23 protein-coding genes are annotated in these 23,672 nt (G+C 62.2%); 13 read left to right on the top strand and 10 right to left on the bottom strand.

Features of this window, described 5'->3' with window-relative positions; translation table 11 throughout:
• Window positions 1-21 precede the first annotated feature (21 nt).
• On the bottom strand, window positions 22-648 hold the full coding sequence (locus HWE17_RS26345) for a glycine zipper 2TM domain-containing protein (RefSeq protein WP_035825403.1): 627 nt from the start codon (window positions 646-648) through the stop codon (window positions 22-24).
• A 125-nt stretch (window positions 649-773) separates the two neighbouring features.
• The gene (locus tag HWE17_RS26340) at window positions 774-1,208 is read right to left on the bottom strand and encodes an NINE protein (RefSeq protein ID WP_176390813.1); all 435 of its coding nucleotides are present in this window, start codon (window positions 1,206-1,208) and stop codon (window positions 774-776) included.
• A gap of 277 nt (window positions 1,209-1,485) precedes the next feature.
• Between HWE17_RS26340 and rpsP the strand changes: the two genes are divergently transcribed.
• From rpsP to HWE17_RS26290, 10 genes are all read left to right on the top strand, one after another.
• Window positions 1,486-1,737, top strand: a complete 252-nt coding sequence (gene rpsP, locus HWE17_RS26335; RefSeq protein ID WP_010395524.1) for a 30S ribosomal protein S16 — start codon at window positions 1,486-1,488, stop codon at window positions 1,735-1,737.
• A gap of 13 nt (window positions 1,738-1,750) precedes the next feature.
• Entirely contained in the window at window positions 1,751-2,308 is a 558-nt protein-coding gene (rimM, locus tag HWE17_RS26330; protein ID WP_217916899.1) for a ribosome maturation factor RimM, read from the top strand.
• A 50-nt stretch (window positions 2,309-2,358) separates the two neighbouring features.
• Complete coding sequence (trmD, locus tag HWE17_RS26325) at window positions 2,359-3,105, top strand: tRNA (guanosine(37)-N1)-methyltransferase TrmD (RefSeq protein ID WP_034759865.1); 747 nt, start codon at window positions 2,359-2,361, stop codon at window positions 3,103-3,105.
• Window positions 3,106-3,236: 131 nt separating this feature from the next.
• Window positions 3,237-3,620, top strand: a complete 384-nt coding sequence (rplS, locus tag HWE17_RS26320; RefSeq protein ID WP_035825414.1) for a 50S ribosomal protein L19 — start codon at window positions 3,237-3,239, stop codon at window positions 3,618-3,620.
• A gap of 80 nt (window positions 3,621-3,700) precedes the next feature.
• Window positions 3,701-4,360: a CoA pyrophosphatase gene (locus HWE17_RS26315; RefSeq protein WP_099400852.1), complete on the top strand. Its 660-nt coding sequence runs from the start codon at window positions 3,701-3,703 to the stop codon at window positions 4,358-4,360.
• A 97-nt stretch (window positions 4,361-4,457) separates the two neighbouring features.
• Window positions 4,458-5,417: a CobD/CbiB family protein gene (locus HWE17_RS26310; protein ID WP_035825418.1), complete on the top strand. Its 960-nt coding sequence runs from the start codon at window positions 4,458-4,460 to the stop codon at window positions 5,415-5,417.
• Between the two features lie 224 nt (window positions 5,418-5,641).
• Window positions 5,642-5,977: a DUF3579 domain-containing protein gene (locus HWE17_RS26305; RefSeq protein WP_029496213.1), complete on the top strand. Its 336-nt coding sequence runs from the start codon at window positions 5,642-5,644 to the stop codon at window positions 5,975-5,977.
• Between the two features lie 81 nt (window positions 5,978-6,058).
• Window positions 6,059-6,508: a CBS domain-containing protein gene (locus tag HWE17_RS26300; RefSeq protein WP_035825422.1), complete on the top strand. Its 450-nt coding sequence runs from the start codon at window positions 6,059-6,061 to the stop codon at window positions 6,506-6,508.
• 78 nt (window positions 6,509-6,586) lie between these two features.
• Window positions 6,587-7,405, top strand: coding sequence for an AraC family transcriptional regulator (locus tag HWE17_RS26295; protein WP_176390812.1), 819 nt, complete (start codon window positions 6,587-6,589; stop codon window positions 7,403-7,405).
• A complete protein-coding gene (locus HWE17_RS26290; RefSeq protein ID WP_176390811.1) occupies window positions 7,402-8,877 on the top strand; it encodes a carbon-nitrogen hydrolase family protein in 1,476 nt (491 codons plus the stop codon). The genes HWE17_RS26295 and HWE17_RS26290 overlap by 4 nt, the downstream gene beginning before the upstream one ends.
• Before the next feature lie 193 nt (window positions 8,878-9,070).
• Here the strand turns inward: HWE17_RS26290 and HWE17_RS26285 are convergent, their stop codons facing one another.
• Complete coding sequence (locus HWE17_RS26285; RefSeq protein WP_035825427.1) at window positions 9,071-9,811, bottom strand: GntR family transcriptional regulator; 741 nt, start codon at window positions 9,809-9,811, stop codon at window positions 9,071-9,073.
• Window positions 9,812-10,199: 388 nt separating this feature from the next.
• On the opposite strand from HWE17_RS26285, the gene HWE17_RS26280 reads away from it, so the two are divergent.
• The 3 genes from HWE17_RS26280 to HWE17_RS26270 all read left to right on the top strand — a co-directional run bounded on the left by HWE17_RS26280 (window position 10,200) and on the right by HWE17_RS26270 (window position 15,432).
• Complete coding sequence (locus tag HWE17_RS26280; protein WP_176390810.1) at window positions 10,200-12,875, top strand: TonB-dependent receptor; 2,676 nt, start codon at window positions 10,200-10,202, stop codon at window positions 12,873-12,875.
• A gap of 122 nt (window positions 12,876-12,997) precedes the next feature.
• A complete protein-coding gene (locus HWE17_RS26275; protein WP_176390809.1) occupies window positions 12,998-14,323 on the top strand; it encodes a glycoside hydrolase family 18 protein in 1,326 nt (441 codons plus the stop codon).
• Window positions 14,320-15,432: an acyltransferase family protein gene (locus tag HWE17_RS26270; protein ID WP_176390808.1), complete on the top strand. Its 1,113-nt coding sequence runs from the start codon at window positions 14,320-14,322 to the stop codon at window positions 15,430-15,432. The genes HWE17_RS26275 and HWE17_RS26270 overlap by 4 nt, the downstream gene beginning before the upstream one ends.
• Here HWE17_RS26270 and HWE17_RS26265 read toward each other — a convergent pair.
• The 7 genes from HWE17_RS26265 to HWE17_RS26235 all read right to left on the bottom strand — a co-directional run bounded on the left by HWE17_RS26265 (window position 15,429) and on the right by HWE17_RS26235 (window position 23,669).
• Complete coding sequence (locus tag HWE17_RS26265; protein WP_176390807.1) at window positions 15,429-16,631, bottom strand: DUF5009 domain-containing protein; 1,203 nt, start codon at window positions 16,629-16,631, stop codon at window positions 15,429-15,431. The genes HWE17_RS26270 and HWE17_RS26265 overlap by 4 nt on opposite strands.
• 81 nt (window positions 16,632-16,712) lie before the next feature.
• Window positions 16,713-18,023 (bottom strand): lipopolysaccharide assembly protein LapB, encoded by a 1,311-nt coding sequence (locus HWE17_RS26260; protein ID WP_035825436.1) that lies wholly within the window; start codon window positions 18,021-18,023, stop codon window positions 16,713-16,715.
• 160 nt (window positions 18,024-18,183) lie between these two features.
• Window positions 18,184-19,329: an ABC transporter ATP-binding protein gene (locus tag HWE17_RS26255; RefSeq protein ID WP_176390806.1), complete on the bottom strand. Its 1,146-nt coding sequence runs from the start codon at window positions 19,327-19,329 to the stop codon at window positions 18,184-18,186.
• A 14-nt stretch (window positions 19,330-19,343) separates the two neighbouring features.
• On the bottom strand, window positions 19,344-20,672 hold the full coding sequence (locus HWE17_RS26250; RefSeq protein ID WP_176390805.1) for an MFS transporter: 1,329 nt from the start codon (window positions 20,670-20,672) through the stop codon (window positions 19,344-19,346).
• A 26-nt stretch (window positions 20,673-20,698) separates the two neighbouring features.
• Window positions 20,699-21,535 (bottom strand): carbohydrate ABC transporter permease, encoded by an 837-nt coding sequence (locus tag HWE17_RS26245; protein WP_176390804.1) that lies wholly within the window; start codon window positions 21,533-21,535, stop codon window positions 20,699-20,701.
• Window positions 21,536-21,547: 12 nt separating this feature from the next.
• Window positions 21,548-22,417: a carbohydrate ABC transporter permease gene (locus tag HWE17_RS26240; RefSeq protein WP_176390803.1), complete on the bottom strand. Its 870-nt coding sequence runs from the start codon at window positions 22,415-22,417 to the stop codon at window positions 21,548-21,550.
• Between the two features lie 7 nt (window positions 22,418-22,424).
• Window positions 22,425-23,669: an ABC transporter substrate-binding protein gene (locus tag HWE17_RS26235; protein ID WP_255206394.1), complete on the bottom strand. Its 1,245-nt coding sequence runs from the start codon at window positions 23,667-23,669 to the stop codon at window positions 22,425-22,427.
• Between the last annotated feature and the right edge of the window lie 3 nt (window positions 23,670-23,672).

Raw genomic sequence — 23,672 nt, 5'->3', positions numbered from 1 at the left:
GTCCTTGCTCTTGGGTTCAGCTTACCTTCTGGCAATACCATTACCGGAATTGCGCACCAGGTCGCCAGCCGCCAAGCCAGGATCCTGGTCAAACGCGAAGTCCGCCTTGGCGCCCGTTTCGTATTGCACGGTGACGGTCCATACCTTGCTGTTTTTCATGTGGCCTTCGACTTGCTTGCCCGCGAAAGCGCCGCCTGCGGCGCCGGCCAGGGTGGCCAGATCCTTGCCGCGTCCGCCGCCGACCTGGCGGCCCAGCAGGGCGCCGGCCACGCCGCCGCCGATCATGCCCAGCGCGCCACCTTCACCGGCCTTTTCAGCGACGTTGACTGCCAGCACCTTGCCGCAATCGGCGCAGATCTGGTGCTGTGGCTGCTTGGAAGGCTGGCTGGCGTAGGAATTACCGGCTTTTTGCGCGGCCTTGGCGTTGATGATGGCCTGGTCGTATTCGCCCTTGGCGTCGCGCAGGCATTGCATGCGCGCTTTCGAGCTGCTTTCTTCTGCACACAGTTTCTTGTCGTCCGCATAGCGGGTGCTGGCCTGCTTCGTGTCGTAGGCGTATTGCGCCTTCGGCGACAGGTTTTGCGCGAAGGCGGAAGTGCTGAACAGGGCCGTGATGGCGACTGCGAGGATGAGTGGGCGACGAATCATGATCTTCTCCTAGGGGGTGTTAAATGTGCCAGTAATGTCGGCATTGTGAATGCAGTATAGAGGAAAATCATGATTGCTTACCAACACTTACATGTGGGTGAGTCGAGGTGGTTTCCGTGCGGAAATTAACCGTAGGCGCCGCCTGTGTACAGCAAGTCGAACAGGCGTGCCATGGTGGCGATCAGCACGCCCGCGCCTAGCATCAAGGTAGCGACTAGCACGACGGCCAAGGGCCAGCCCGTGTCGGACGCGCGACCGGAGGCGGCGTTGTAGCGGGCGTCCCATTTGTCATCCGGCATCAGGCCCAGCACCAGCGCTTGCAGGAAGCCGGCCAGGGCGGACAGGGTCAGCGGCAATATCTGGTAAAACCAGTCGGCATCGGGAAACAGCTGGCGCAGCAGCAAGGAGGCGGGCAGGGCGGCCAGGTGCAGCCATCCCCAGCGGTCCTTGGCGCCATGCAGGTAGAAGCGGTGGGCGCCCAGCATGCCCAGCAGGAAGGCCAGCAGTGCCGTGAAGGCCTTGTTCTTGTGCGACTGTTGCAAAATGGTAGCGGTGGTCATGGGACTCCAGAGTTGCTCATCGGTAAAGATTGCCAGTATCGGTCATCGTCTCGCACAACGATAGCACTTTCCTGTGGCGTTTATGTAATGATTTCGCCTGATGCCAAGCCATGGCCGGCACGATAGACGCACGCGCCTATTGCGTCTTCGGCCATGACTGGTCATAATGTTTGATTAGCCCAAATTACACGCCCGTCATCATAACGCTTGCTGCCTGGCGGTAAAGCGCGCTATAATTTGCGGCTTTTTCCGCCTCAGCACACTTTTTGGAAATATTATGGTCGTTATTCGTTTAGCTCGTGGAGGCGCCAAGAAGCGCCCGTTCTTCAACATCGTCGCTACTGATTCGCGCAATCGCCGCGATGGTCGCTTCATTGAGCGTATCGGTTTTTACAACCCGATGGCGCAAGGTGGCGAAGTTCCACTGCGTATCACCGCAGACCGTCTGGCCTACTGGCAAGGCGTTGGCGCACAATTGTCGCCAACCGTTGCTCGCCTGGTAGCTAGCAACAACAAAGCAGCAGCTTAATTAGATCACTGGTTTGACGGTCAAGACTGCATCCGGGGTGAAAGTCCCCGATGACCTGGTACAGGTAGGCTATGTCTCCGGTGCTTATGGCATTGCTGGCGGAGTCAGGATCACTCCTTTCTCCGACGACGCGGATGCATTATTAAGCGTCAAAACCTGGTGGTTTGATAAACCGACCTTGCATGATATTCAAGTCAGGCAAGCGAAGTTACACGGCGGCGACGTCGTGGCCCAGCTGGTGGGTGTGGTCGGGCGGGATGCCGCAGAAGCGCTGAAAGGCGTCTCTGTGCAAATTCCGCGTAGCCATTTCCCGACGCTGACGGCCGATGAATTTTATTGGTCCGATCTGATCGGACTGACAGTCGAGAATTTGCAAGGCGAGTGCCTCGGCACAGTGCACGACATGATGAGCAATGGTCCGCAGTCGATCTTGCGCGTTACGCCCGTCGCCACTGCCGATGAGACCGTTGAAAAGGCGCCTGAGCGCCTGATCCCGTTTGTTGGCCAGTTTGTCATTAACGTTGACAAGGCTGCCAGCAAGATCACGGTCGACTGGGGCCTCGATTATTAAACCGCCTGCGCTTAACAATGCGCCGGGCAAACGTTGCAGGATGGTGAACGATGCAATTTGATGTCGTGACCCTGTTCCCGGAAATGTTTGCCGCGCTGACGCAGTCAGGTGTGACCCGGCGCGCCTTCGAGCAGGGGAAATGTGGCTTGTCGCTGTGGAATCCCCGTGATTTCACCACCGACAATCACCGTACCGTGGATGACCGCCCGTATGGCGGCGGCCCCGGCATGGTGATGATGGCCCGTCCCCTCGAAGCGACAATTAATGCCGCGAAGCAACGCCAGACCGCATTGGGCCTGGCGGCGCCCCGCGTGGTGTTCATGTCGCCGCAAGGCCGTCCGCTGACGCACGAGCGCGTCACGCAGCTGAAAGCCGAACCTGGTTTGGTGATCCTGTGTGGCCGCTACGAAGCCGTGGACCAGCGTTTGCTGGACCGTTGCGTCGACGAGGAAATCAGCGTCGGCGACTTCGTGTTGTCGGGCGGTGAATTGCCTGCCATGGCGCTGATGGATGCGGTGATCCGCTTGTTGCCAGGTGTCTTGAACACCGAGGCATCGGCCATCGAGGACAGTTTCGTCAATGGCTTGCTCGATTCGCCGCACTACACGCGGCCGGAAACATACGAAGGCATGGCCGTACCGCCCGTCTTGATGGGTGGCAATCATGCCGAGATCGTCAAGTGGCGCCGCCAGCGCATGCTGGAAGCGACCGCGACGAAGCGGCCTGACCTGCTGGTCAGTGCACGCGCCGCCGGCTTGCTCAGCAAGACCGACGAAAAATTCTTGGCCAGCCTGTAAGCCGTCTCCGGACGGCCGGCAGGGTGGCCAGTAGTGCCGGGCATGTTGCCCAAATTGGTAATACCCATCCTCTACCGGGCGGATACTTGCTATCCACAGTGCGCCGGCATGATGGTTTTCGGAGTTATAAAATGGACTTGATTCAACAATTAGAGCAAGAAGAGATCGCCCGTCTGGGTAAATCGATTCCTGACTTCGCACCAGGCGATACCGTTATCGTCAGCGTCAACGTAGTCGAAGGTACGCGCAAGCGCGCCCAGGCTTACGAAGGCGTCGTTATCTCCCGTCGTAACCGTGGCCTGAACTCGAACTTCATCGTTCGCAAGATCTCGTCCGGCGAAGGCGTTGAGCGTACGTTCCAACTGTACTCGCCGCTGATCGCTTCGATCGAAGTGAAACGCCGTGGTGACGTTCGCCGCGCCAAGCTGTACTATCTGCGTGAGCGTTCGGGTAAATCGGCGCGTATCAAAGAAAAATTGCCAAATCGCCGCGTTGTGGCGAAAGCAAGCGCGTAATATCAGCGTCTGCGTTGGGAAAAGGGGTACCGTATTGGTGCCCCTTTTTTTATTCTGAATTGCTGTTGAGGCAAGCTGCCATGGCCACTATCGCATTTGATCCAAAACAACTTGCCATCGATTCGATCGCCGGCGAGGCGGCGCTGGACGCCGTGCGCCTGACGCCGGACTGGCTGCGCCAGCGCCTGGCCGAACAGCCTGACTGGCAGCCCGAGATGACCCAGGATTTTCTTTCCGCCCGCGCCGTGCCCGTGCGCGCCGCCGTGCTCATTCCGCTGGTGCAGCGCCCGCAGGGCTTGACCATCTTGCTGACCATGCGCACGGATCACCTGAGCAGCCATGCGGGCCAGGTCAGCTTTCCCGGCGGGCGCAGCGAAGCCTTCGATGCGTCGCCCGTCGCCACGGCCTTGCGCGAAACGGAAGAAGAAGTGGGCCTGGCGCGCGAACATATCGAAGTGCTGGGCTGCCTGCCCGACTACCTGACGGGCACCGGCTACCAGGTCACGCCCGTGGTGGGCCTGGTGACGCCGCCGTTCGAGCTGCGCGCCGACCCGTCCGAAGTGGCGGAAATTTTCGAAGTGCCGCTGGCCTTCCTCATGGATGGCCTCAACCATCAGCGCCTGTCGGTGGAATTGCCCGGCGGGCGGCGCTCGTTCTACGCGATGCCGTATGAGCGCTTCTATATTTGGGGCGCCACCGCCGGCATGCTGCGCAATCTGTTTCACCTCTTGCGCGCGTAAAATGATGCCGCGCACGTAATAAGTTTGATTCCAGCACGGCACTGCGCTATCGTAGCGGGCATTGCGGTATTGCTGAAAAAGACAAAAAGGACGTTTGATGACATTTCTCTCCATACTTTGCGCATTGCTGATCGAGCAGCTCAAACCTTTGCGCGCGGACAATCCGATCTACGCCGAAATCAAGAGCCTGGCAATGCGCATGGAGACCTGGTTCAATGCCGGCCACGCCAACCATGGCCGCATGGGCTGGTTCCTCATGATCGGCGCGTTGATGGTGCCGACGGCAGGCGTGTACTGGCTCTTGCGGTATTACCAGCTGACCCCCCTGGCCTTCGTCTGGAACGTCCTCATCGTCTACCTGACCCTGGGCTTCCGCCATTACAGCCATTACTTCACCTCGATCCAGCTGGCCCTGAGCGCCGGCGACGAAGCGTCCGCGCGCACCTTGCTGGGCGAGTGGACCAAACTCGACACGGTAGGCATGGAAGCGAGCGAGATCGCCCGCATCGCCGTGGAAAAAGCCCTGATCACGACGCATCGCAATGTGTTTGGCGTGTTCTTCTGGTTCCTGATGCCGGTGGGCCCTGCCTGCGCCGTGATGTACCGCGTGGCCGAATACCTGGCGCGCGCCTGGAACGAGCCCGAGCACATGCGCAATGAAGCGTTCGGCCAGTTCGCCGCGCGCGCCTTTTACTGGATCGACTGGATCCCCGTGCGCCTGACGGCCGTGGCGTTTGCCGTGGTCGGCAATTTCGAGGATGCCATCTATGCCTGGCGCAATTTCGCCCAGCGCTGGCAGGACGAGGCCATCGGCATCATCCTGACGGCCGGCGGCGGCGCCATGGGCGTACGCCTGGGTACGCCAGCGGAAACGGCGGCCCGCGTGCTCGTCACGCCGGACATGGCCGTCGATGACAGCGACAGCGAAAGCGATATCCTGCCAGGCGAAGAGCCGGGCGCGCGCGCCTTGCAGAGCACGGTGGGCCTCGTCTGGCGCGCCTTGCTGCTGTGGATGCTGCTGCTGTTGTTGATGTCGGGCGCCGTTTTCCTCGGCTGACGCGGGCGCACACGCGCCATCCATGCGCCTTGCGCGTGGAACAAGGTTAAAATAGGGGCTGGCGCGTTAGGCGTGCCGGCCCCTGTTTGCATCGTCAGGGCAGATCGAGGTAGAACCCAAGTCTTCTATAAGATATAATACTGGCTTACCGCAGCAAACGTAGTTGACTACCAGCCCGGCTTACCCGCCGGGGCCATTCACGCAATCCAGTCCCGACAAGCCACATGGCCGAGTTATCTCAAAAAACAGGGGAACTCTCAGACGAGTTCTTCATCCTTGGTCTCACCAGCAATGGCAAGCAATTCCGACCCAGCGATTGGGCCGAGCGCCTTTGTGGAGTGATGTCCTGTTTCAATCCCGAAGGTGGCGGGCGCAATGCGCACCTCCAGTATTCGCCCTACGTGCGCCCGACCGTCGTCAATGGCGTCAAGTCGGTGGTGGTCAACACGAAGTTGCGCGAGATCGAGCCGATGGCGTTTCACTTCGTGCGCGAATTTGCCAAGGATAACGACCTGCAAATCGTCGAAGCCTGCTTCCTGCCGCCCCCCGAAGAAAAGTAAGACTCGTTTCATTGATGTGCCTCAAACCCGCCACGGCGGGCTGGCGTAGCGTGGACACTCTGCCTCAAACGGAGTGGCGACATGCGTATCGGCGACATCTGTACCCTGCACACCATCCATTGCCAGCGTGACACCAGCGTGCAAGACGCGGCGCTGCTGATGCGCCAGCACCACGTGGGCGACCTGATCGTGGCCGAACAGCCGAACGGCGAGCGCGTCCCCATCGGCATCCTCACCGACCGCGACATCGTCATTTCCGTCATCGCCCTGGGCCTCGACCCCGCCAGCCTGCTGGTGGGCGACATCATGAGCGCGCAGCTGCTCACGGCCAGCGAAGACGAAGACGTCTACGACATCATCGAACGCATGCGCGTCAACGGCATCCGGCGCCTGCCCGTGGTCAATAGCCTGGGCGCGCTCTCCGGCGTCGTCAGCATCGACGACCTGCTGGCCTTCCTGGCCCAGGAGATGGCCGAGCTGGCCCGTATCAGCAGCGGCCAGCTGGTGTACGAAAAGCGCACCAGAAAGTAAGCCTGTATTGCGCAATTCCGGTCAAGTCACGCCTGCCTGAAAATGCTACAGTCGCTGCTCGTTCAACGGGAAGCGTCCATGCACACTCTGGCCAAGGCACTCTGGTATATCGAATCGCATTATGCGCAAAATATTTCGCTCGGCGATATCGCCCACGTGGGCGGCGCCTCGCCGTGTCACCTGACGCGCGCGTTTGGCCTGGCCACGGGCCACTCCGTGATGCGCTATGTGCGGGCGCGCCGGCTCAGCGAGGCGGCCCGCGCGCTGGCGCAGGGCGCGCAAGACATCCTCGCCGTCGCGCTGCAGGCCGGCTACAGTTCCCACGAGGCATTTACGCGGGCCTTCCGCGACCAGTTCCAGATCACGCCGGAAAAGGTGCGGGCCCAGCGCCACGTCGCCAACCTCGCGCTGGTGGACGCCATCAAAATGGATGTGGCGCCTGGCGTGGCCCTGGAAGCGCCGCGTTTCGAGCAGGGGCCCGCCTTGCTGCTGGCCGGCCTCGTCGAACGTTATCGCGCCGAAACGGCTGCCGGCATCCCCGCCCTGTGGCAGCGCTTCCTGCCCCATGCGGCGCCCGGCCAGCTGGTGTATGGCGTGTGCTGCAATAATGACGAGGCGGGCAATTTCGATTACCTGTGCGCCATGCCGGTGAGCGACTTTTCCCAGGCCCCCGAGGGCTGGATGCGGCTGCGCATCGCGCCGCGGCGCTATGCCGTGTTTCATCACCGCGGCCACATTTCCACCATCCGCGCCACCTGGCATACGGTGTGGAACGAGTGGCTGCCCCAGTCCGGTCTGGAAGTGGCCGACGCGCCCGATTTTGAACGCTACGACCAGCAGTTCGACCCCGCCAGCGGCATCGGCGGCGTAGAAATCTGGCTCCCCTTGAAAGCATGAGCATGCTCAATACCTTGTCCAATACCTTGTCTGCGCCGGCCCTGTTTGCCGGCGGCACCGCGTTGCGCCAGCGCCTGTTGCAAATCGCCGCCGCGCTGGCGGCCGGCGTGCCTTTGTACTGGGTGCTGGGACCGCAGCCGCTGGGCCCGCTGGCCTGGTGCGCGCCGCTGCCCGTGCTGTGGCTGGCCCTGCGCTCGTCGCGCCGCGATGCGGCCTGGATGACGTTCCTGGCCGCCGTGCTCGGCTTGTCGTCGAACCTTGCCTATTTCCGCCTGCTGATGCCTTTGCCGGCCGTGCTGGCCGCGATCGCCGTCAAGGCACTGCTGTGGCTGCTGGTGGTACTGGCCACGCGGCGCGTCGTGCTGCGCTACAGGGCAAGCTGGACGGTGCTGGCGTATCCCGCGCTGTGGGTCGCCATCGATACCCTGATGGCCGCATTGCTGCCGGACGGTAACTGGGGCAGCCTCGCGTATTCGCAAGCCGATAATATTGCCGTGTTGCAGGTGGCGGCCCTGGCCGGCGTGCCTGGCCTGCTTTTCTTGCTGTGCCTGGTGCCATCCGCGCTGGCCTTGCTGCTGGCCGGGGGCCGCGCGTATGTGCCAGCGGCGAGCACAGCCGTGCTGCTGCTGGCGGCCGCGTGGGCCGGTGGCGCCTGGCGCGTGCACGGCGCCCCTGCGCCGACCGGCCCGCTGGCGGGGCTGGTGGCCATCGATGACTTTATCGGCCCGGCCACGCCGCCGGCGCGCGCGCAAGCCATCTGGGACCAGTACGCGCGCCACGTCGAAGCGCTGGCCGGGCAGGGCGCCACGCTGGTGCTGCTGCCTGAAAAGATCGCCGTGCTGGCGCCCGCGCAGGCGGACGCCGTGCGGCAGCGTTTCCAGGCGCTGGCGCGCGGCACGGGCGCGTGGATCACCGTGGGGATCGGTGTGCAGGACGCCGCCGGCCGACGCAACCTGGCCTGGCTGTTCGCGCCCGATGGTGCCGCGCCCGTCAGCTATCAGAAACAGCATCTGGCGCCGCCCGAACGCGAGTTTCTTGCCGGCAGCGCGTATGCCGTGCAGCCGGTGGCGGGGCAGGCCATGGGCCTGGCCATCTGCAAGGACATGCATTTTGCCTCCCTGGGGCAGGCGTATGGCGCAGCCGGGGCACAGGCGATGCTGGTGCCGGCCTGGGATTTTCAGCTGGACGCCTGGATGGGCGCGCGCATGACGGTCGTGCGCGGCGTGGAAAACGGTTACGCCGTGGTGCGCGCGGCGCGCGAGGGCGAGCTGACAGTCAGCGATGCGTATGGCCGCGTGCTGGCGGAACGGGCCAGCAGCGCCATGCCGGGCAGCACCTTGCTGGCGCCGCTGCCGGCGCCGCCATCTATTGCCACGTGGGCTGGATGGCTGGGGCCGCTATTCGGCTGGCTGTGCGTGGTGCTAAGCGTGCTCCTGCTGTGTATGGGCCGCCGCGCCGCGCCCGCTGCCTGATTCATAAGGCTCTGTTTTGTTGCAATGCGCAAAACCGTATTGCACGGCCTTATTTTATATTCCGCGCAGGCAGCCACATAATCACCGCCGATGATTGCACCATCGCCGTGCATATATTCGGCGCGATACCGGCATATATATTGCACTGCAATAAGTGGTGTTATCTGGTATTGAGAAATTCGGGCAGCTGGTATTAATTGGTACTTAATTCTGCCACGAAGTCATACATATCGCCGCGGAAGTAGGAGCGGCAAAATTCCACGGCGCGGCCATCGCGCAAAAAGCCCAGCCTTTCCACCGACAAGCCCGCGTCGCCTTCCTCCGCCTGCAACAGGCTGGCCTGTTCCCCCGTCAACAAAAGCGCGCTGAGCCGCTGCAAGGCGCGCACGGGCCGGTTGCCGGCCTGTTCCAGCGCGTCATACATCGATACGTCGACTGCGTCGAGCGCCGGCAGGCAACTGGCGACGATGGTCGCGTACTCCAGGCACATCGGTATCTCGTCCGCATAGCGGATGCGGTGAAAGCGGTACACGGGCGCGCCCGGCGACAGCCGCAGGCGCAAGGCTTCTTCCGGCGTGACGGTGCCCTCCGCGCGCTTGAGCCACACGCTGCGCGGCGTGCGTCCGCGCGCCCGCATGTCCTCGGAAAACGAGGTCAGCTTGGCGAAATTTTTCTCGATGCGCGTATTGATGAAATTGCCCGAGCCGGGGCGCCGCACCAGCAAGCCCTCGTTGACGAGGCCATCGATGGCCTTGCGCACGGTGATGCGCGAGACGGACAGGTCGCTGGCCAGCTGGCGCTCGGCCGGCAGGGCTTCCTCGGGGCCGAGGATGCGCTTGTCGATCGCTTCGCGCAGCGCGCGCTGCAGTTGCTGGTACAGGGGCAGGCTACTCGTCTGCCCCAGGCCTTGCATGATGTGAGCCAGGGTGGTCATACGCTGAGGGTCTCCGTTACGGCGCGTTGCAGACGCGCTCTGTATCTGTTTTGTGTCGCTGGATAATACCAAAAAAGGCCGTTATAAAACCAATTTGAATTATCAGGCCAGCAATTTATGCCTGGCTTCGCCGGCATTTAGCCTGCTCATACGGGCTACGGATTGATTTCGATAAAGTGGTCTGTGTGATTCAAGCAACGTTATAAAAAAAAAGTTGCAACTGGTAGTGTTCTGGTATTGGATAGTAGTATATTGGCGTTGAATTGGTTTTGTAAGTGGTTGTGCCGAAGGGTCTGCAGCATGCCGGCGAGAGTGGGCGGGCTGGAAAGAAGACCTACATTAAAAATGAAAAGGTTCCAATCCTGGAGCCTAAATCAAGGGGGAGTACATGAAACGCAATTTGACAGCTAGCGGTGTAACGCGCCTGACGCCTATCGCGGCAGCCGTGGGGTTGATGGTACTGGGTGCGAGTTTTGCCGCCCAGGCGCAGGAAGCAGTGCAGCCGGATTCAAGTGTTGTGGTGGTAACCGGCGTGCGCGCCGCAATGGCCCAGTCGCTGAATCAAAAGCGTAATTCCGACTCCCTGGTCGAAGTCGTCACGGCCGAAGACGTGGGCAAGATGCCGGACAAGAGCGTTGCCGATTCGCTGCAGCGCATCCCTGGCGTGTCCGTCGCCACGGCAGGCGGCTCCGAAGGCGGCTTTGGCGACAATGACCGCGTCAGCCTGAAAGGCACGCCGTCGAACCTGACCTTGACCACCCTGAACGGCCACACCGTGTCGAGCGGCGACTGGTATATCTCGAATATCACGAACGGCGGCCGCAGCGTCAGCTACTCCATGTTCCCGTCCGAGCTGATCGGCCGCGTGACCGTACACAAAAGCTCGCAAGCGGACCTGATCGAAGGCGGCGCCGCCGGCAATGTCAATATCGAAACCCGCAAGCCCTTGAGCTTCAAGAAGAATCTGACCCTGATGGGTTCGATTGAAGGCGCTTACACGGAATCGTCCAAGAAAACCGATGCGCAAGTCAGCGGCTTGATCAACTGGAAAAACGACGCCAACGACCTGGGCATCTTGCTGCAGGTGTTTAACGAAAAACGCACCTTGCGCCGCCAGGGCCAGGAATTCCTGTGGTGGGAAAAGCTTGACGACACGAATGCGAAAGCCTGGATTGCCGCCAATCCTTCAATCGCTGGCAAGTCTTTGTCATTCCTGACCGGTTCATCGCTGTTTGAGCAGAAGCGCCAGCGCAAGGGCGGCTCGCTGGACATCGAATACAAGGTATCGAACGACCTGAGCTTCAACGTCAACGGCTTCTACACCCGCCTCGATGCGGACAACGTCAATACCAACTTCATGCTGGCGCCGTATCAGGTCCTGTCGAATAACTGGAGCAACGTGGGCGGCGCCATCCCGTCGTCGTACACGCTCAAGGGCAACACGATTACGTCGATCGCCTTCCCGTCGAAGTGCCCAGTTGCCGATTGCTCGGAAATGGGCGCCTCGGTGCAGGACATCATTGCCCGTCCAGGTTCCTACAGCGATTCGAAATTTGTCGACTTTAACTTCAAGTACCGCGCCAACGCCAACCTGAAGTTTACTGGCCAGGTCGGTACCACGCGCGGCACAGGCCACGCCCGCGACTACGCGTATGAAGGCTGGCTGGCCTATTCGGGCAGCAGTCTGACCATGCATGGCACCGATGCGCCGGCCAATGTCGTCATCGACAATGCCGCGACCTTGAATCCGCGCACCGGCGCCCCGTTCTTCACCGGTTGGGCAACGGACACCACCACGCGTGACAAGGAAAACTATGGCCAGGTCGACGGTGCCTACAGCACCGTATGGGATGCCGTGCCGACCATCCGTTTTGGCCTGCGTACCGCCAAGCATGACCGTTCCCTGACCGCGCTCGAAGGCACCTATGGAGCGGGCGCCGGCCTGCTGGAGAATGCGCCGAAAGGCTTGACGCGTTTCCCGACCAGTCCCCTGGCCAACGTGCTGCAGAATCCCTGGACCTTCAGCGGTTCCTCGATGAAGGAGTGGGGCGACAAGTACGTGACGTACGACAGGCATGCTTACCAGGGCGAATTCCAGATGACGGAAAAGGCCAATGCCGCCTACGTCATGGGTGACCTGAACTTTGCCGACGTGCAAGGTAACTTCGGTGTGCGTTATGTCAAGACCGAGATCGACGTGGCCAATGCATCGCCGAACACCGTGTGGAAACCAACCCTCACCTCGAATACCTACAATAACTTCCTGCCGAGCGTGAACTTGCGCACGGACCTGGCGAAGAATGTCGTGTTGCGCGGCGCGGCCAGCCGCACCATGGCGCGTCCTGACTTTGGCGCACTGGGTGCCTTGAGCCTGAACGACTTGACGATGTCCGGTTCCGGCGGCAATCCGAACCTGAAGCCGATCATGTCGAACAACGTCGATGCGGGCGTGGAATGGTACTTCATGCCGAAGTCGCTGATCGCCGTGAACCTGTATCAGATGAAACTGGGTTCGTATGTCACCTACGGCTCGTCGGTGGCGCAGTACTACAACACGACTCTCGGCCGCGTAACCAACTACAACATGAGCGCCGCCGTCAATACCAAGGCGCGCGTGCGTGGCGTGGAACTGCAGTACACCCAGGACCTGAGCAATGGTTTCGGCTTCAGCGCCAACTACACCTATGCTGACGGCAAGGAAACGCAAGCGGCGCCAAAATCGGCGTGCGCCGATGAAGGCAACTGCGATATGGTCGGCACGTCGAAGAACTCGTACAACCTGTCGGGCTTCTTTGAAAATGCCAAATGGAGCGCGCGCCTGAACTACAGCTTCCGTTCCGCCTTCCTGAACGGCCTGGATCGCAAGAGCGCCATTTACCAGGATGACGTCGCCACCGTTTCGGCTTCCGTCAACTACAACATCAACGAGTTCCTGACCCTGTCGCTGGAAGGCAAGGACTTGAACAATCCGCTGTTGAAATCGTATGCATCGACCAAAGACCAGCCGCGCGCGTTCTACAAGAATGGCCGCCAGGTATTCTTCGGCCTGCGTGGCAAGATGTAAGACGTTTTACTTGGTTAATGCCTCCCGGCGGACACCCGGGATGGCATGACAATGGCGGAGCGTAGCTGGCTCCGCCATTTTTTTATTGCAAGATGGATTTTTTATAGGGTGGGATACCTCCGATGACATTACACGCAATGCTGGCTTGCTTCGCCTGCGCACTGCCACTGGCCGCCGCCTCCGCCAGTCCTTCCGCTCCTGCCGCGCCGGTTTTCGCGCCGGAAGTGGTGGCGTATTATCCCGGCTGGAAATCGGCCGATTTTCCCGTTACCGAGCACAATATTCGCGCTGGCAATGTCAGCCTGATCCAGTACGCGTTCGCCGACATCTGCTGGGATGGCGAACATGGCAACCCGGCGCCCGAGGGCGGCGGCGTGAGCGCCTGCCTGGATGCGCAGGGCCAGCCGTCCCGGCCGGCCAATGGCAGCATCGTCCTGCCGGCGCCGCAAGCCGATGCCGGCAACTTGCGCAAGCTCAATGCGCTCAAGCAAAGTCATCCGCGGTTGCGCGTCCTGCTGTCGGTGGGCGGCTGGATCTGGTCGAACCGCTTTTCGGACGTGGCCGCCACGCCGGCCGCACGCCAGGCGTTCATCGCCTCCGCGCTGGAACTGGTACGCCGGCATGGCCTCGATGGCGTCGATATCGACTGGGAACATCCGGCCACGGGGGGGATTCCCTGTATCGAAGGCAAGCTCTGCCATCGCGCCGACGACAAGGAAAACTATGTGCGCCTCGCGAGCGAACTGCGCAGCGCCTTCGAGCAGGCCGGCAAGCAGGATGCCGGCCGCCATTACCTGATCACCATCGCCGCCGGCGCGCATGCCAGCCTGAGCGACGACAGCGACGCTTCGCCCGGCTGGATCGTCCGCCTGGCGGCGCAGCTGGACTGGATCAACCTGATGACGTATGACTACCGCGGCGTGTGGGATGCCGAGAGTGGCCAGCTGGCGCCCCTGCATGCCGACCCCGCCGACCCGCAGCGCGACAAGCAGCTGTATGCGGACGCCACCGTGACGCGCTTCCTGCGCGCCGGCGTGCCTGCCGCCAAGCTGGTGCTGGGCGTGCCCTTTTATGGCTATGGCTGGAAGCAGTGCGCCGCCGGTCCTCGCGGCGATGGCTTGTACCAACCTTGCGAGGGCGCCGCCAGCGGCAACGACGCTACGCCGACATTTACTTACCGGTATCTGCAGGAGCAAGGCTACCTGGCCGAGGGCGAGGGCGCGCGGGGCTTCCAGCGCCATTGGAATGCCGCGTCGCAAGTACCGTATCTGTACAACCGCGACAGCGGCGTGTTCATCAGCTATGAAGATGCGCAATCTGTGGCGCATAAAGTGCGCTATATCCGTGACAAGGGCTTGCGTGGCGGCATGTTCTGGGAATTGAGCGGCGATGCGCAGCATGTGCTGGGTACGGCCATGGCGCCCATCCTGAAGGGGGCGCAGCCATGAACCAGCGCTACCTCGCCCTCGACGTCCTGCGCGGCCTGACCGTCGCACTGATGATCGTCGTCAATACGCCGGGCGACTGGGGCAGCGTGTATGCGCCGTTCCTGCATGCCGAATGGCATGGTTTTACCCTCACGGACCTGGTCTTCCCCAGCTTTTTGTTTGTCGTCGGCAATGCGCTGGCGTTTGCGTTGGGGAAATATGAACATCTGGGCCATGGCGCCGTGCTGGCCAGGCTGTGCAAGCGCAGCGCGCTGATTTTTTTACTGGGCTTCCTGCTGTACTGGTTCCCTTTCTTCAAGCTCGACGATGCGGGCCAGTTCGCCTGGTCGCCGCTGTCGCACACGCGCATCCCCGGCGTGCTGCAGCGCATCGCCGTATGCTACCTGGCCGCCGCCCTGATCCTGCATTACTGGAAGACGCGCGGCGCGCTGGTCTTTTGCGCGTGCGCCTTGCTCGGCTACTGGGCCATCCTGGCATGCTTTGGCGACTACAGCCTGCACGGCAACGTGCCCGCCAAGCTCGATCTGATCTTGCTGGGCGACAGCCATTTGTACCACGGTGAAGGCATCGCCTTCGACCCGGAAGGCATCCTCGGCAGTTTGCCTGCTATCGTCAATGTGATTGCCGGCTATCTGGCGGGCAGTTTCCTGCGCCAGACGGCGCCGGCGCAGCTGCGTTCGAGCCTGTATCAGCTGGCCGTGGCTGGCGTCATCTGCGTGGCCGTGGCCCTGTGCTGGAATGAAGTGTTTCCGATCAACAAGAAGCTGTGGACCAGCTCTTACGTGATGCTGGGTATTGGCCTGGACTTGCTGCTGCTGGCGCTGCTGATGTACATCATTGACGTACGTCAAATGACTGGCTGGACGTATTTCTTTGAAGTCTTCGGCAAGAACACGCTCTTCATTTACCTGGTGTCGGAAGTGCTGGTGATCATCGCGTTTACCGTGCGCATCGGCGGCGGCAACCTGTACCAGTGGCTGTACACGCACTGGTTTACGGGCTGGGCGCCGGCGCGCGTGGGGTCCATGCTGTTTGCCGTCAGCTTCATGCTGTTGTGCTGGCTGATTGCCTACGGCATGGACAAGCGCAAGATATACATCAAAGTCTAGAACTTCAGCTTCAGGCCGTGACGTGTGGCCAGGGCGGTGAAGAGCAGCATCAGGGCGGTGACGGCGGCGGCATTCCACAGGCCGGCCGTGCCGCCCGTTTCAAGATACGGCCACCAGAAGCGCGGCAGGTGCATCACGGCCGCCAGTTGCTGCCACAGGTCGGGCACGATGTAGGCGAACAGGGCATTTGTTCCGGCAGGCAAGAGCACCACTGCCCAGGCGCGCCAGCGCCACACGTCGATGACGACATAAAACACGAGGAACAGGGCCAGGATGATGGCGCTGCACACGAGCGTGTAGGATTCCGTTGCCGCGATCTTGTTGATGTGGTGATACGGCCGCAGCAGCAGGCCGGCAGCGAACAGTCCCAGCGCGAACCACGCCATGAAACGGATGCGTTGCCCATGGCTCAGCGCGGCGCCGCGCAGGAACAGCTGGCCCACCAGGGTGCCGGCCAGCACATTGGCCGCCGTCGAACCGAGCACTTGCGGCACGTTGACAAACCCGTTGATACCCGCCGGCAGGAAATCCAGGCTGCCCGCCGTGCCGCCCATGTACAGCGCGATCAGCAGGGCAAACACGCCCATCAGCGCCGTGCCGCTGCCCTGGCACGCCAGGTACAGCAGGCTGCACAGCAGATACGCCCAGCCGATCATGCCGAGGATGCCCCACCATGACGGTTGCAGCCAGGTGCTGGAAAACTCCGCATTCAATTCGCCGCGAAACGTCGCCAGCAGGAACAGCATCAGGATGCCGCCCGCGGCCAGTTCCAGCTTGCCCGCGCCCTGGCGCCACAGCAGGATCATGGCCATATAAAACAACAGGACATAGACGGCGTGCGGCAGCAGCGCCGCCTGCGCATCGTAGCGGTAGGCATTCGCCAGCACCACGCCGGCCAGCATCAGGCTGGCGGAGCGCCACAGCAGGCGCCCCAGCAAGGCTGGCGTGACGTTGCCGCAATGGCGCTGCAAGGCCAGCGGAATGGCCATGCCGACCATGAACAGGAAGCCGGGAAAGACCAGGTCGGGCACGGTGATGCCGTCGGCGCGCGGCCCCGCATGTTCGAGCCACCAGGCAATGCCGGGCATGCCGGCCAGGTAGTTGACCCAGATCATGGTGACGATCACGAAGCCGCGAAAGGCGTCCAGGCTGGTCAATCGTTCGGCGGCGGTGGCAGTGGCGACAGTGGCTGGCGGCATGGAAGGAGGAAAAAAGGTCGAAAAAAAAGCAGCCCCGGCCTGAGCCGGGAACCGCCTTGCGTGTGCTGCCGGGAGCGGAAATTACTGCGCCGCTGCTGCCGCTGCTGCCGGTGCCGCTGCCGTGGCAGGACGGTTCAGCCACAGGATCCAGTAGCGGGCCAGATCGCCCACGCCGTCGCCGCCCTTGACCGTTTCCAGCACCTTGATGGCGTCGTCTTTCTTGCCGGCCATGGCGTAGGAATAGCCGAGGCGCAGCTTGGCGTCTTCAACGCGCTTCAGGCCGCCCTTGGCGATGCCTTTCTGGATCAGGTCGATACCTTTGTCGAACTGGTCCATCGTCACGAAGGCGTAGCCGAGGTTGATCAAGCCTGTGCCATCCTTGCTCTTCATGGCCGAGGCTTCGCCGCTGGCGATGTTTTTCGCATCGTCGGCGGCAGCCTTGCTGGCCTGGTCGCGCAGTTTCTTGTGCTTGGCGGCATTCGCGCCCGTGCCCAGCACGCCTTTGGCAAAGCCGGCGTCGAGGACTTTTTTCGCTTCCGTCGGGAAGGCGTTCTGCAAGGCGATTTCAGCCATGTCGCTGTAGTCCTGTGGCGGCATGGTGCCGACGGCCTGGAATTGCAGGCGCAGCACGTCCAGGGCGAAGCGGTCCGAATAACCGGCCTTGCCTTGCAGGCGGCCCAGCAGGTCGCTCCAGTAGTCGTCCGACGGGTAGTAGCGCACCAGGTTTTCCATGGCGATCAGGTAGGTGGCCGGATCCTTGCTTTTCGAACCCGTGTTGGCCAGCAACTGCAGTTCTTCGATGCTCGGCGTCTTGCCCGCTTGCTGCTTGGCCGTCACGTCGGCCATCAGTTCCTGCTTGGCGCGCGCGAAATCGTTGCTGAAGTAATAGGCGCGGATGATGTAGGGACGCACGGTGGCCACGTCGCCCGTTGCTGTCTGGTAACGGGTGAACCATTTGATGGCGTTCGGGTAATCCTTGGCGTTGTAGTGGTAGTTCGCCAGTGCCTGGATGAAGTCGCCTTCCGATTTCTTGTCCAGCTTGCCCGATTCGATCACCGCTTCCAGCGCCGTCATGGCCATCGGCGCATTGTTGGTGGTCGAGGCCAGCGCCACGCGCAGGCGGTTCAGCACGAACGTTTCATACGGCGTCAGGGCCGGAATGGCGGCAGCCTGGTCGATGCGGCTTTGCACGTCGGCGTAGTTCTTGGCATCCATCGATGCCTTCACGACGGTCGGATCGAGCAGCTTGAACACTTCAGGGCGCACCGAGTCGGCCGGTGCGGCAGCGGCGGCGGCTGGCTTGGCATCCTGGGCGTGCGACAGGGATGGCAGGACATTGAGGCCGATGGCGGCCAGGAGCAGACTAAGACGGGCAAGACGGAATTGGGACATGGGTTATCCTTCAATCAATAACAAAAATACGCACCTGCACTGGCAGCCGCAACATCGTGCAGTGGCTTTGCCAGAGGGGCAAGGAAGCTCGAAAAAACATCATTCTGCCAGTCTGTGTGCACAAGTCAAACAGAAGCGGCATGATACAAAACGGCTATTGTCACATAAACGGCTGAGCGGGTGCGGCAAACGTGCGCGCCAGGGCTTGCCCTTTTGCATCGAACAGCAGGCAGCGCTGCGGCGGCAGATGCAGGCGCATGGCGTCGCCCGCCTGGCGCATGCCTTCCTCGGCCGGCAGCTTAACGGCCAGCATTTCGGCCAGCATCTCGTTCACGCCCGGCATGCTGGCGTACACGATGGCCACGTCGCCCAGGTATTCGACATGGCTGACGGCCGCGTCGACCACGTTGTCGCCTGCATCGTTCGCGTGCCGCAGGCTGACATGTTCGGCGCGCACGCCCAGGGTCAGCTGGTCGCCCGGCGCCACGGTTTCGCCCTGCGCTTCGACGTCGATGACGGCGCCGCCGGGCAGGCGCACGGCCACCGAGCCGGGGCCGCTGGCGACGGCCTCGCAAGCGACGAAGTTCATCTTCGGCGCGCCGAGGAAGCCGGCCACGAACAGGTTGCCGGGATTGTTGTACAACTCGTGCGGACTGCCCACTTGCTCGATGCGCCCGCCGTTGAAGACGACGATGCGCTCGCCCAGGGTCATGGCCTCGACCTGGTCGTGCGTGACGTAGATCATGGTGGTTTTCAGTTCCTGGTGCAGGCGCGAAATCTCCACGCGCATCTGCACGCGCAACGATGCATCGAGGTTCGACAGCGGCTCGTCGAACAGGAAGACCTTGGGCTTGCGCACGATGGCGCGGCCGATGGCCACGCGCTGGCGCTGGCCGCCCGACAGGTCCTTCGGCTTGCGTTTCAACAGCGGCGTGATCTGCAGGATGTCGGCCGCGCGCTCGACGGCGGCGCGCACCTCGGCCTTCTTGTGCCCGGCCAGACTCAGGGCGAAGGCCATGTTCTCGTACACCGTCATGTGCGGGTACAGGGCGTAGCTCTGGAAAACCATGGCCAGGCCCCGCTCGGCCGGCGCGATATCGTTGGCCAGCTTGCCGCCGATATGCAGCTCGCCATCCGTGATGTCTTCCAGCCCGGCGATCATGCGCAGCAGGGTCGATTTGCCGCAACCGGACGGCCCCACGAAGACGACGAATTCGCCGTCGCGGATATCGAGGTCGATGCCGTGGATGACCTGGTGCTTGTCGTCGTACAGCTTGACGATGTTCTTTAATGCGATGTGTGCCATGGACTGTGCGATTCCTAGCTTGCGCTGGCCGGCGCGGACGTGGCGCCGGCGTCAGATGGGTCGGAGGACTCCTTCGGGCCGATGCGCATGAAGCGCGACAGGATCAATACGGGCACGGCCGACACCAGCACCCACAGGAAGAAAGTCTTGTAGCCGAGCGCCGTCTGGATGTCGCCGCTGATCATCTTGAACAGCACGGAACCGAGCTGCATCACGCCGGTGGCGAACGCATAGTGGGCCGTCTGGTATTTGCCGACGGAGACGACCTGCATCATGAACAGGATCAGGCCGACGAAGCCGAAGCCATAGCCGAACATCTCCACGCTGAGCGCGGCCGTGATCAGGGTCAGGTCGGTCGGCATGCTGTGGCTCAGGTAATAGAACACCAGGTTCGGCAAGTTCATGGCCAGGATCAGGAAGAACATGGCGCGCTTGAGGCCCAGCCAGGAAGTGAAGTAGCCGCCGCCGATGCTGCCCAGCAGGAACGCGACGGTACCGGCGGTGCCGTACACGGCGCCCACTTCCGTCGTCGACAGGCCCAGGCCGCCCAGTTCGCGCGCTTCGCGCAGGAACAGCGGGCCGATGGTCTGCACTTGCGCTTCGCCGGCGCGGAACAGGATGATGAAGGCGATCATGCCCCAGATGCCGGGCTTTTTCAGGAAGTCCACCAGCACGTCCCACAGGGTGCGGCTGATGCCGGCCACGCTCTTGTCGGCCACGGCCGCGTTGCGCACTTGCGGCAAGGCCCACAGGTGGTAGGCGGCCAGCGACAGCATCATGGCGCCGATGATCAGGAAGATCACCGACCATGCCGGCTTGATGCCGATTTTTTTCTCCAGGTAGCCGGCCAGGATGACCAGGCCGCCCAGCGAGATGAACTTGCCCGCATTGAAGAAGGCGCCTTGCCAGCCCGCGTAGGCCGCCTGCTGCTTGTCCGACAGGCTGGCGATATACAGGCCGTCGCAGACGATGTCGTGCGTCGACGAGGCCAGCGCGGCGACGAACAGCACGGCGATGCAGGCGGCGAACCACAGCGGCGTTTGCAGGGCCAGCGCGATCAGGCCCAGGCTCAGGCCGCCAAGGAACTGGAACAGCACCACCATGGTCTTCTTGCTCGATGCCAGTTCCATGAAGGGGCTCCACAGCGACTTGAAGACCCAGGCAAAGCCGATCAGGCCCGTCCAGCGGGCGATCTGGTCGTTCGGCACGCCCATGCTCTTGAACATCAGGCCGGCCACCAGGGCCACGGCGTAGAACGGCAAGCCCTGGGCGAAGTACAAGGTGGGCACCCAGGAAATCGGGCTGCGTACTTTTTTGCTGATGCTGATGCGCTGGTCGTGCATGGAGGCTTCCTTATCGAGAGACGTTTTCATTTGACTGCGCCGTCCATGCCGCGCATGAAGAAGCGTTGGGTAAACAGGAAGGCGAGCAGGGTCGGCACGATGGTGATCAGGGTGCCGGCCGCGATCACGCGCGTGCTGCTGCCGAAGGTGCCGCGCAAGTACAGCACGCCGACAGAAAGCGGGAATTCATCGGGCTTGCTCATGACGATGGAAGGCCAGATGTATTCATTCCACGATTCGACGGCCGTCAGGATGCCGACGGTGGCCAGCCATGGCGTAATCAGGGGCAGCATGATGCGGCTGAAGATGACCCACTCGGACGCGCCATCGACACGCGCCGCGTCGATCAGGTCTTGCGGCACTTCCTCGAATGCCTGCTTGAGCAGCAAGATGGCCACGGCCGTCACCACGTTGGGCAGGATTACGCCCGTGTAGGTGTCGACCAGGCTCATTTGCGTGATGGTGATGAAGTTGACGAGGAAGTTGACCTCGGACGGCAGCACCAGCGTGGCCAGGATCAGGCCGAACACCAGTTTGCGGCCGCGGAATTTCAGGCGCGCCAGCGGATACGCGGCCAGTGAACACAGCAGCAGCTTCCAGAACACGGTAAACACGGCGATCAGCACGGAGTTCTTGAAGAACGACCAGATCGGGATCGCATTGAACACTTCGATGAAGTTGGCCAAGGACGGCGCCTTCGGCCAGAAGGTGGGCGGAAAAGCAAAGATATTGCCTTGCGTGGAAATGGCCGTCACCAGGGTCCACCAGAACGGGAAGACGCAGACGACGGCGATCGCGCACAGCACGGCATAGTGGCCCAGGATGTGCAGGCGTGTTTTCAGGGGGCGGGAGCGGTTTTTCATGGTCAGTCCCGGTTAGCGGTGCTTCGGTTTCAGGTAGCGCAGGCACAGCAGGGCGATGGCTATGCAGAACAGCGAGACGACGAAGCTGGCCGCCAGCGCGCGCGGCAGTTTCAAGTGCTTGAGGCCCTGGTCATAGGCGTAGTACAGCGCCGTGAAGGTGGAGTTCATGGGCCCGCCTTGCGTCAGCACGTCGACTTCCTGGTACGCCTTCAGGGCCGCCAGCACGGACAGGATGGAGCACAGCATGATGGTCGGGCGCAGCATCGGCACGGTGATCTTCCAGAAGCGCTGCCAGCGATTGGCGCCATCGAGCATGGCCGCTTCCTGCATGTCCGACGGTATCGATTGCAGGGCCGCCAGATACATCACCATATACCAGCCCAGGCCGCGCCACAGGGTGACGAACATCACGGCAAACAGGGCCAGGCTGTCGTTCGACAGCCAGCCCACGGGCGCATTCACAAGCCTTAACGTCATCATCACGTAGTTCAGCGCGCCCTGTTCGTGGAACATGAAGCCCCACATGATCCCGACCACGGAAACGGTGGTCACCACGGGCACGTAGAAGGCGGCGCGGAACAGACGGATGCCGGGCAGGCGGTTGTTGACCAGCACGGCCAGGGTGATGGCGCCCACCTGCACGAAGGGCACCATCAGCAAAAACATCAGCGAGTTTTTCAGGCCCGAGACGAACATCTCGTTGTTGAAGATGTAGCGGAAGTTGTCGAGGCCGACGAAGCGCGTCTCGCGTATCAGGCTGTAGTCGGTAAACGCCAGCACGGAGCCATAGCCGACGGGCCAGAAGGAAAAGGCGGCCAGCAGCAGCAGGGCGGGGGCGAGGAACAGCCAGGCTTGCACGGTATGGCGGTGGGCGAGTTTCATGGGGTCCTCAGTGGCGCGGCAGGGTGGCCAGCTTGCGGTTCCAGATGGCGACGGCCTGGTCCAGCGCCTGCTGCACGTTCTGCTTGCCCGTCACGCCTGCTTCGACGGCTTTCACCAGCGAGCGGCGCAACTCGTCGTAATCGTCGATGCCGGCCACGTACAGGGTGCGCGAGTGGCCCATCGACAGCGCGCCGGCGGCCACCGCCTTTTCAGCCGCGCCCGCGTTCTGCGGCGTGGACAGAAAAAACGGATCGGCCGCCGCTTTCACGGTGGTGGGAAAGACGCTGGCCTGCTTGGCGAAGGCCAGCTGGTTCTCGTCGTTCGTCAGGAAGCGCGCGAACTTGCCGACCGATGGCAGTTGGCGCGCCGGTACGCCTTTTGGAATGGCGAAATGCACGAGCCAGCCGCCGTCGGCGATGCCGGTGGGGCCCAGCGGCGCGGGCGCCACGTCGGTGATGGCGTAGATGTCTTTCGCATCGCCGCAGATGCGCTGCATGGCCGTCGGCGGCGCCAGCAGCATGCCCAGGCGGCCGCCCTTGTAGGCGTCGATCACGGCGGGGAAATTGTCTTCGGCGAACAGGCTTTCCTTCAGCAGGCCGCCGACCTTGTAGGTATCGGCCAGCTTTTGCACCAGCGCCACGTGCTGCGGCGAATTGAAGACGGCGCGGTTGTTGGTGATGACGGCCAGGCCCTGCTGCATGAACAGGCCGTCAATTTTGGAGAGGGCGGGGGCGATGCCGGCCTTGCCCGTGCGTTGCGCGATCTGGCGCGCAAACGCCAGCTGTTCATCGAGGCTGGCGGGGCCGCGCGTGAGGCCGGCCTGCTTGAAAATGGCGGTATTGAAGGCGATCACCGCGACATTGCTGTACATGGGAAAACCGTAGGTGCCGCCCTTGAAGCGCAAGTCCGCCAGGGCGCTGGGAATGTAGCTGGCGCGCGCCTCCGCGATCAGGCCATCGACTTGTGTGAGCAAGCCGTCGCGCGCGAATTCGTCGGCCCAGGGCACGTTCAGGCTGACCAGCGCGGGCGGCGTGCCGGCCACGATGCGCGTGACCAGCTTGGTCTGGATGACGTCCCATGGAAAATCGATCCATTCGATCTTGACGCCGGGATTTTGCGCCTCGTAGCGCGCCACCACCGCATTGAAATACGGCGTGAATTTGGGCTTCATGCTGAAGGTCCAGAATTCGATTTTCTCGGCAGCCCATGCCTGCGGCGCGAGCAGGCCCGCGCAGGCAACAACCGCCAACAGTCT

The sequence above is a fragment of the Janthinobacterium sp. BJB401 genome (assembly GCF_013372745.1).
Lineage (GTDB): Bacteria > Pseudomonadota > Gammaproteobacteria > Burkholderiales > Burkholderiaceae_D > Janthinobacterium > Janthinobacterium rivuli.
The sequence above is the reverse complement of the archived record's forward strand: the minus strand, read 5'-3'. Positions and strand labels throughout refer to the sequence as shown.

What these genes read in the sequence shown, in the direction of transcription:
- HWE17_RS26345 (WP_035825403.1), bottom strand. Translation starts at nt 648, where the DNA reads ATGATTCGTCGCCCACTCATCCTCGCAGTCGCCATCACGGCCCTGTTC.
- HWE17_RS26340 (WP_176390813.1), bottom strand. Translation starts at nt 1,208, where the DNA reads ATGACCACCGCTACCATTTTGCAACAGTCGCACAAGAACAAGGCCTTC.
- rpsP (WP_010395524.1), top strand. Translation starts at nt 1,486, where the DNA reads ATGGTCGTTATTCGTTTAGCTCGTGGAGGCGCCAAGAAGCGCCCGTTC.
- trmD (WP_034759865.1), top strand. Translation starts at nt 2,359, where the DNA reads ATGCAATTTGATGTCGTGACCCTGTTCCCGGAAATGTTTGCCGCGCTG.
- rplS (WP_035825414.1), top strand. Translation starts at nt 3,237, where the DNA reads ATGGACTTGATTCAACAATTAGAGCAAGAAGAGATCGCCCGTCTGGGT.
- HWE17_RS26315 (WP_099400852.1), top strand. Translation starts at nt 3,701, where the DNA reads ATGGCCACTATCGCATTTGATCCAAAACAACTTGCCATCGATTCGATC.
- HWE17_RS26310 (WP_035825418.1), top strand. Translation starts at nt 4,458, where the DNA reads ATGACATTTCTCTCCATACTTTGCGCATTGCTGATCGAGCAGCTCAAA.
- HWE17_RS26305 (WP_029496213.1), top strand. Translation starts at nt 5,642, where the DNA reads ATGGCCGAGTTATCTCAAAAAACAGGGGAACTCTCAGACGAGTTCTTC.
- HWE17_RS26300 (WP_035825422.1), top strand. Translation starts at nt 6,059, where the DNA reads ATGCGTATCGGCGACATCTGTACCCTGCACACCATCCATTGCCAGCGT.
- HWE17_RS26295 (WP_176390812.1), top strand. Translation starts at nt 6,587, where the DNA reads ATGCACACTCTGGCCAAGGCACTCTGGTATATCGAATCGCATTATGCG.
- HWE17_RS26290 (WP_176390811.1), top strand. Translation starts at nt 7,402, where the DNA reads ATGAGCATGCTCAATACCTTGTCCAATACCTTGTCTGCGCCGGCCCTG.
- HWE17_RS26285 (WP_035825427.1), bottom strand. Translation starts at nt 9,811, where the DNA reads ATGACCACCCTGGCTCACATCATGCAAGGCCTGGGGCAGACGAGTAGC.
- HWE17_RS26280 (WP_176390810.1), top strand. Translation starts at nt 10,200, where the DNA reads ATGAAACGCAATTTGACAGCTAGCGGTGTAACGCGCCTGACGCCTATC.
- HWE17_RS26275 (WP_176390809.1), top strand. Translation starts at nt 12,998, where the DNA reads ATGACATTACACGCAATGCTGGCTTGCTTCGCCTGCGCACTGCCACTG.
- HWE17_RS26270 (WP_176390808.1), top strand. Translation starts at nt 14,320, where the DNA reads ATGAACCAGCGCTACCTCGCCCTCGACGTCCTGCGCGGCCTGACCGTC.
- HWE17_RS26265 (WP_176390807.1), bottom strand. Translation starts at nt 16,631, where the DNA reads ATGCCGCCAGCCACTGTCGCCACTGCCACCGCCGCCGAACGATTGACC.
- HWE17_RS26260 (WP_035825436.1), bottom strand. Translation starts at nt 18,023, where the DNA reads ATGTCCCAATTCCGTCTTGCCCGTCTTAGTCTGCTCCTGGCCGCCATC.
- HWE17_RS26255 (WP_176390806.1), bottom strand. Translation starts at nt 19,329, where the DNA reads ATGGCACACATCGCATTAAAGAACATCGTCAAGCTGTACGACGACAAG.
- HWE17_RS26250 (WP_176390805.1), bottom strand. Translation starts at nt 20,672, where the DNA reads ATGCACGACCAGCGCATCAGCATCAGCAAAAAAGTACGCAGCCCGATT.
- HWE17_RS26245 (WP_176390804.1), bottom strand. Translation starts at nt 21,535, where the DNA reads ATGAAAAACCGCTCCCGCCCCCTGAAAACACGCCTGCACATCCTGGGC.
- HWE17_RS26240 (WP_176390803.1), bottom strand. Translation starts at nt 22,417, where the DNA reads ATGAAACTCGCCCACCGCCATACCGTGCAAGCCTGGCTGTTCCTCGCC.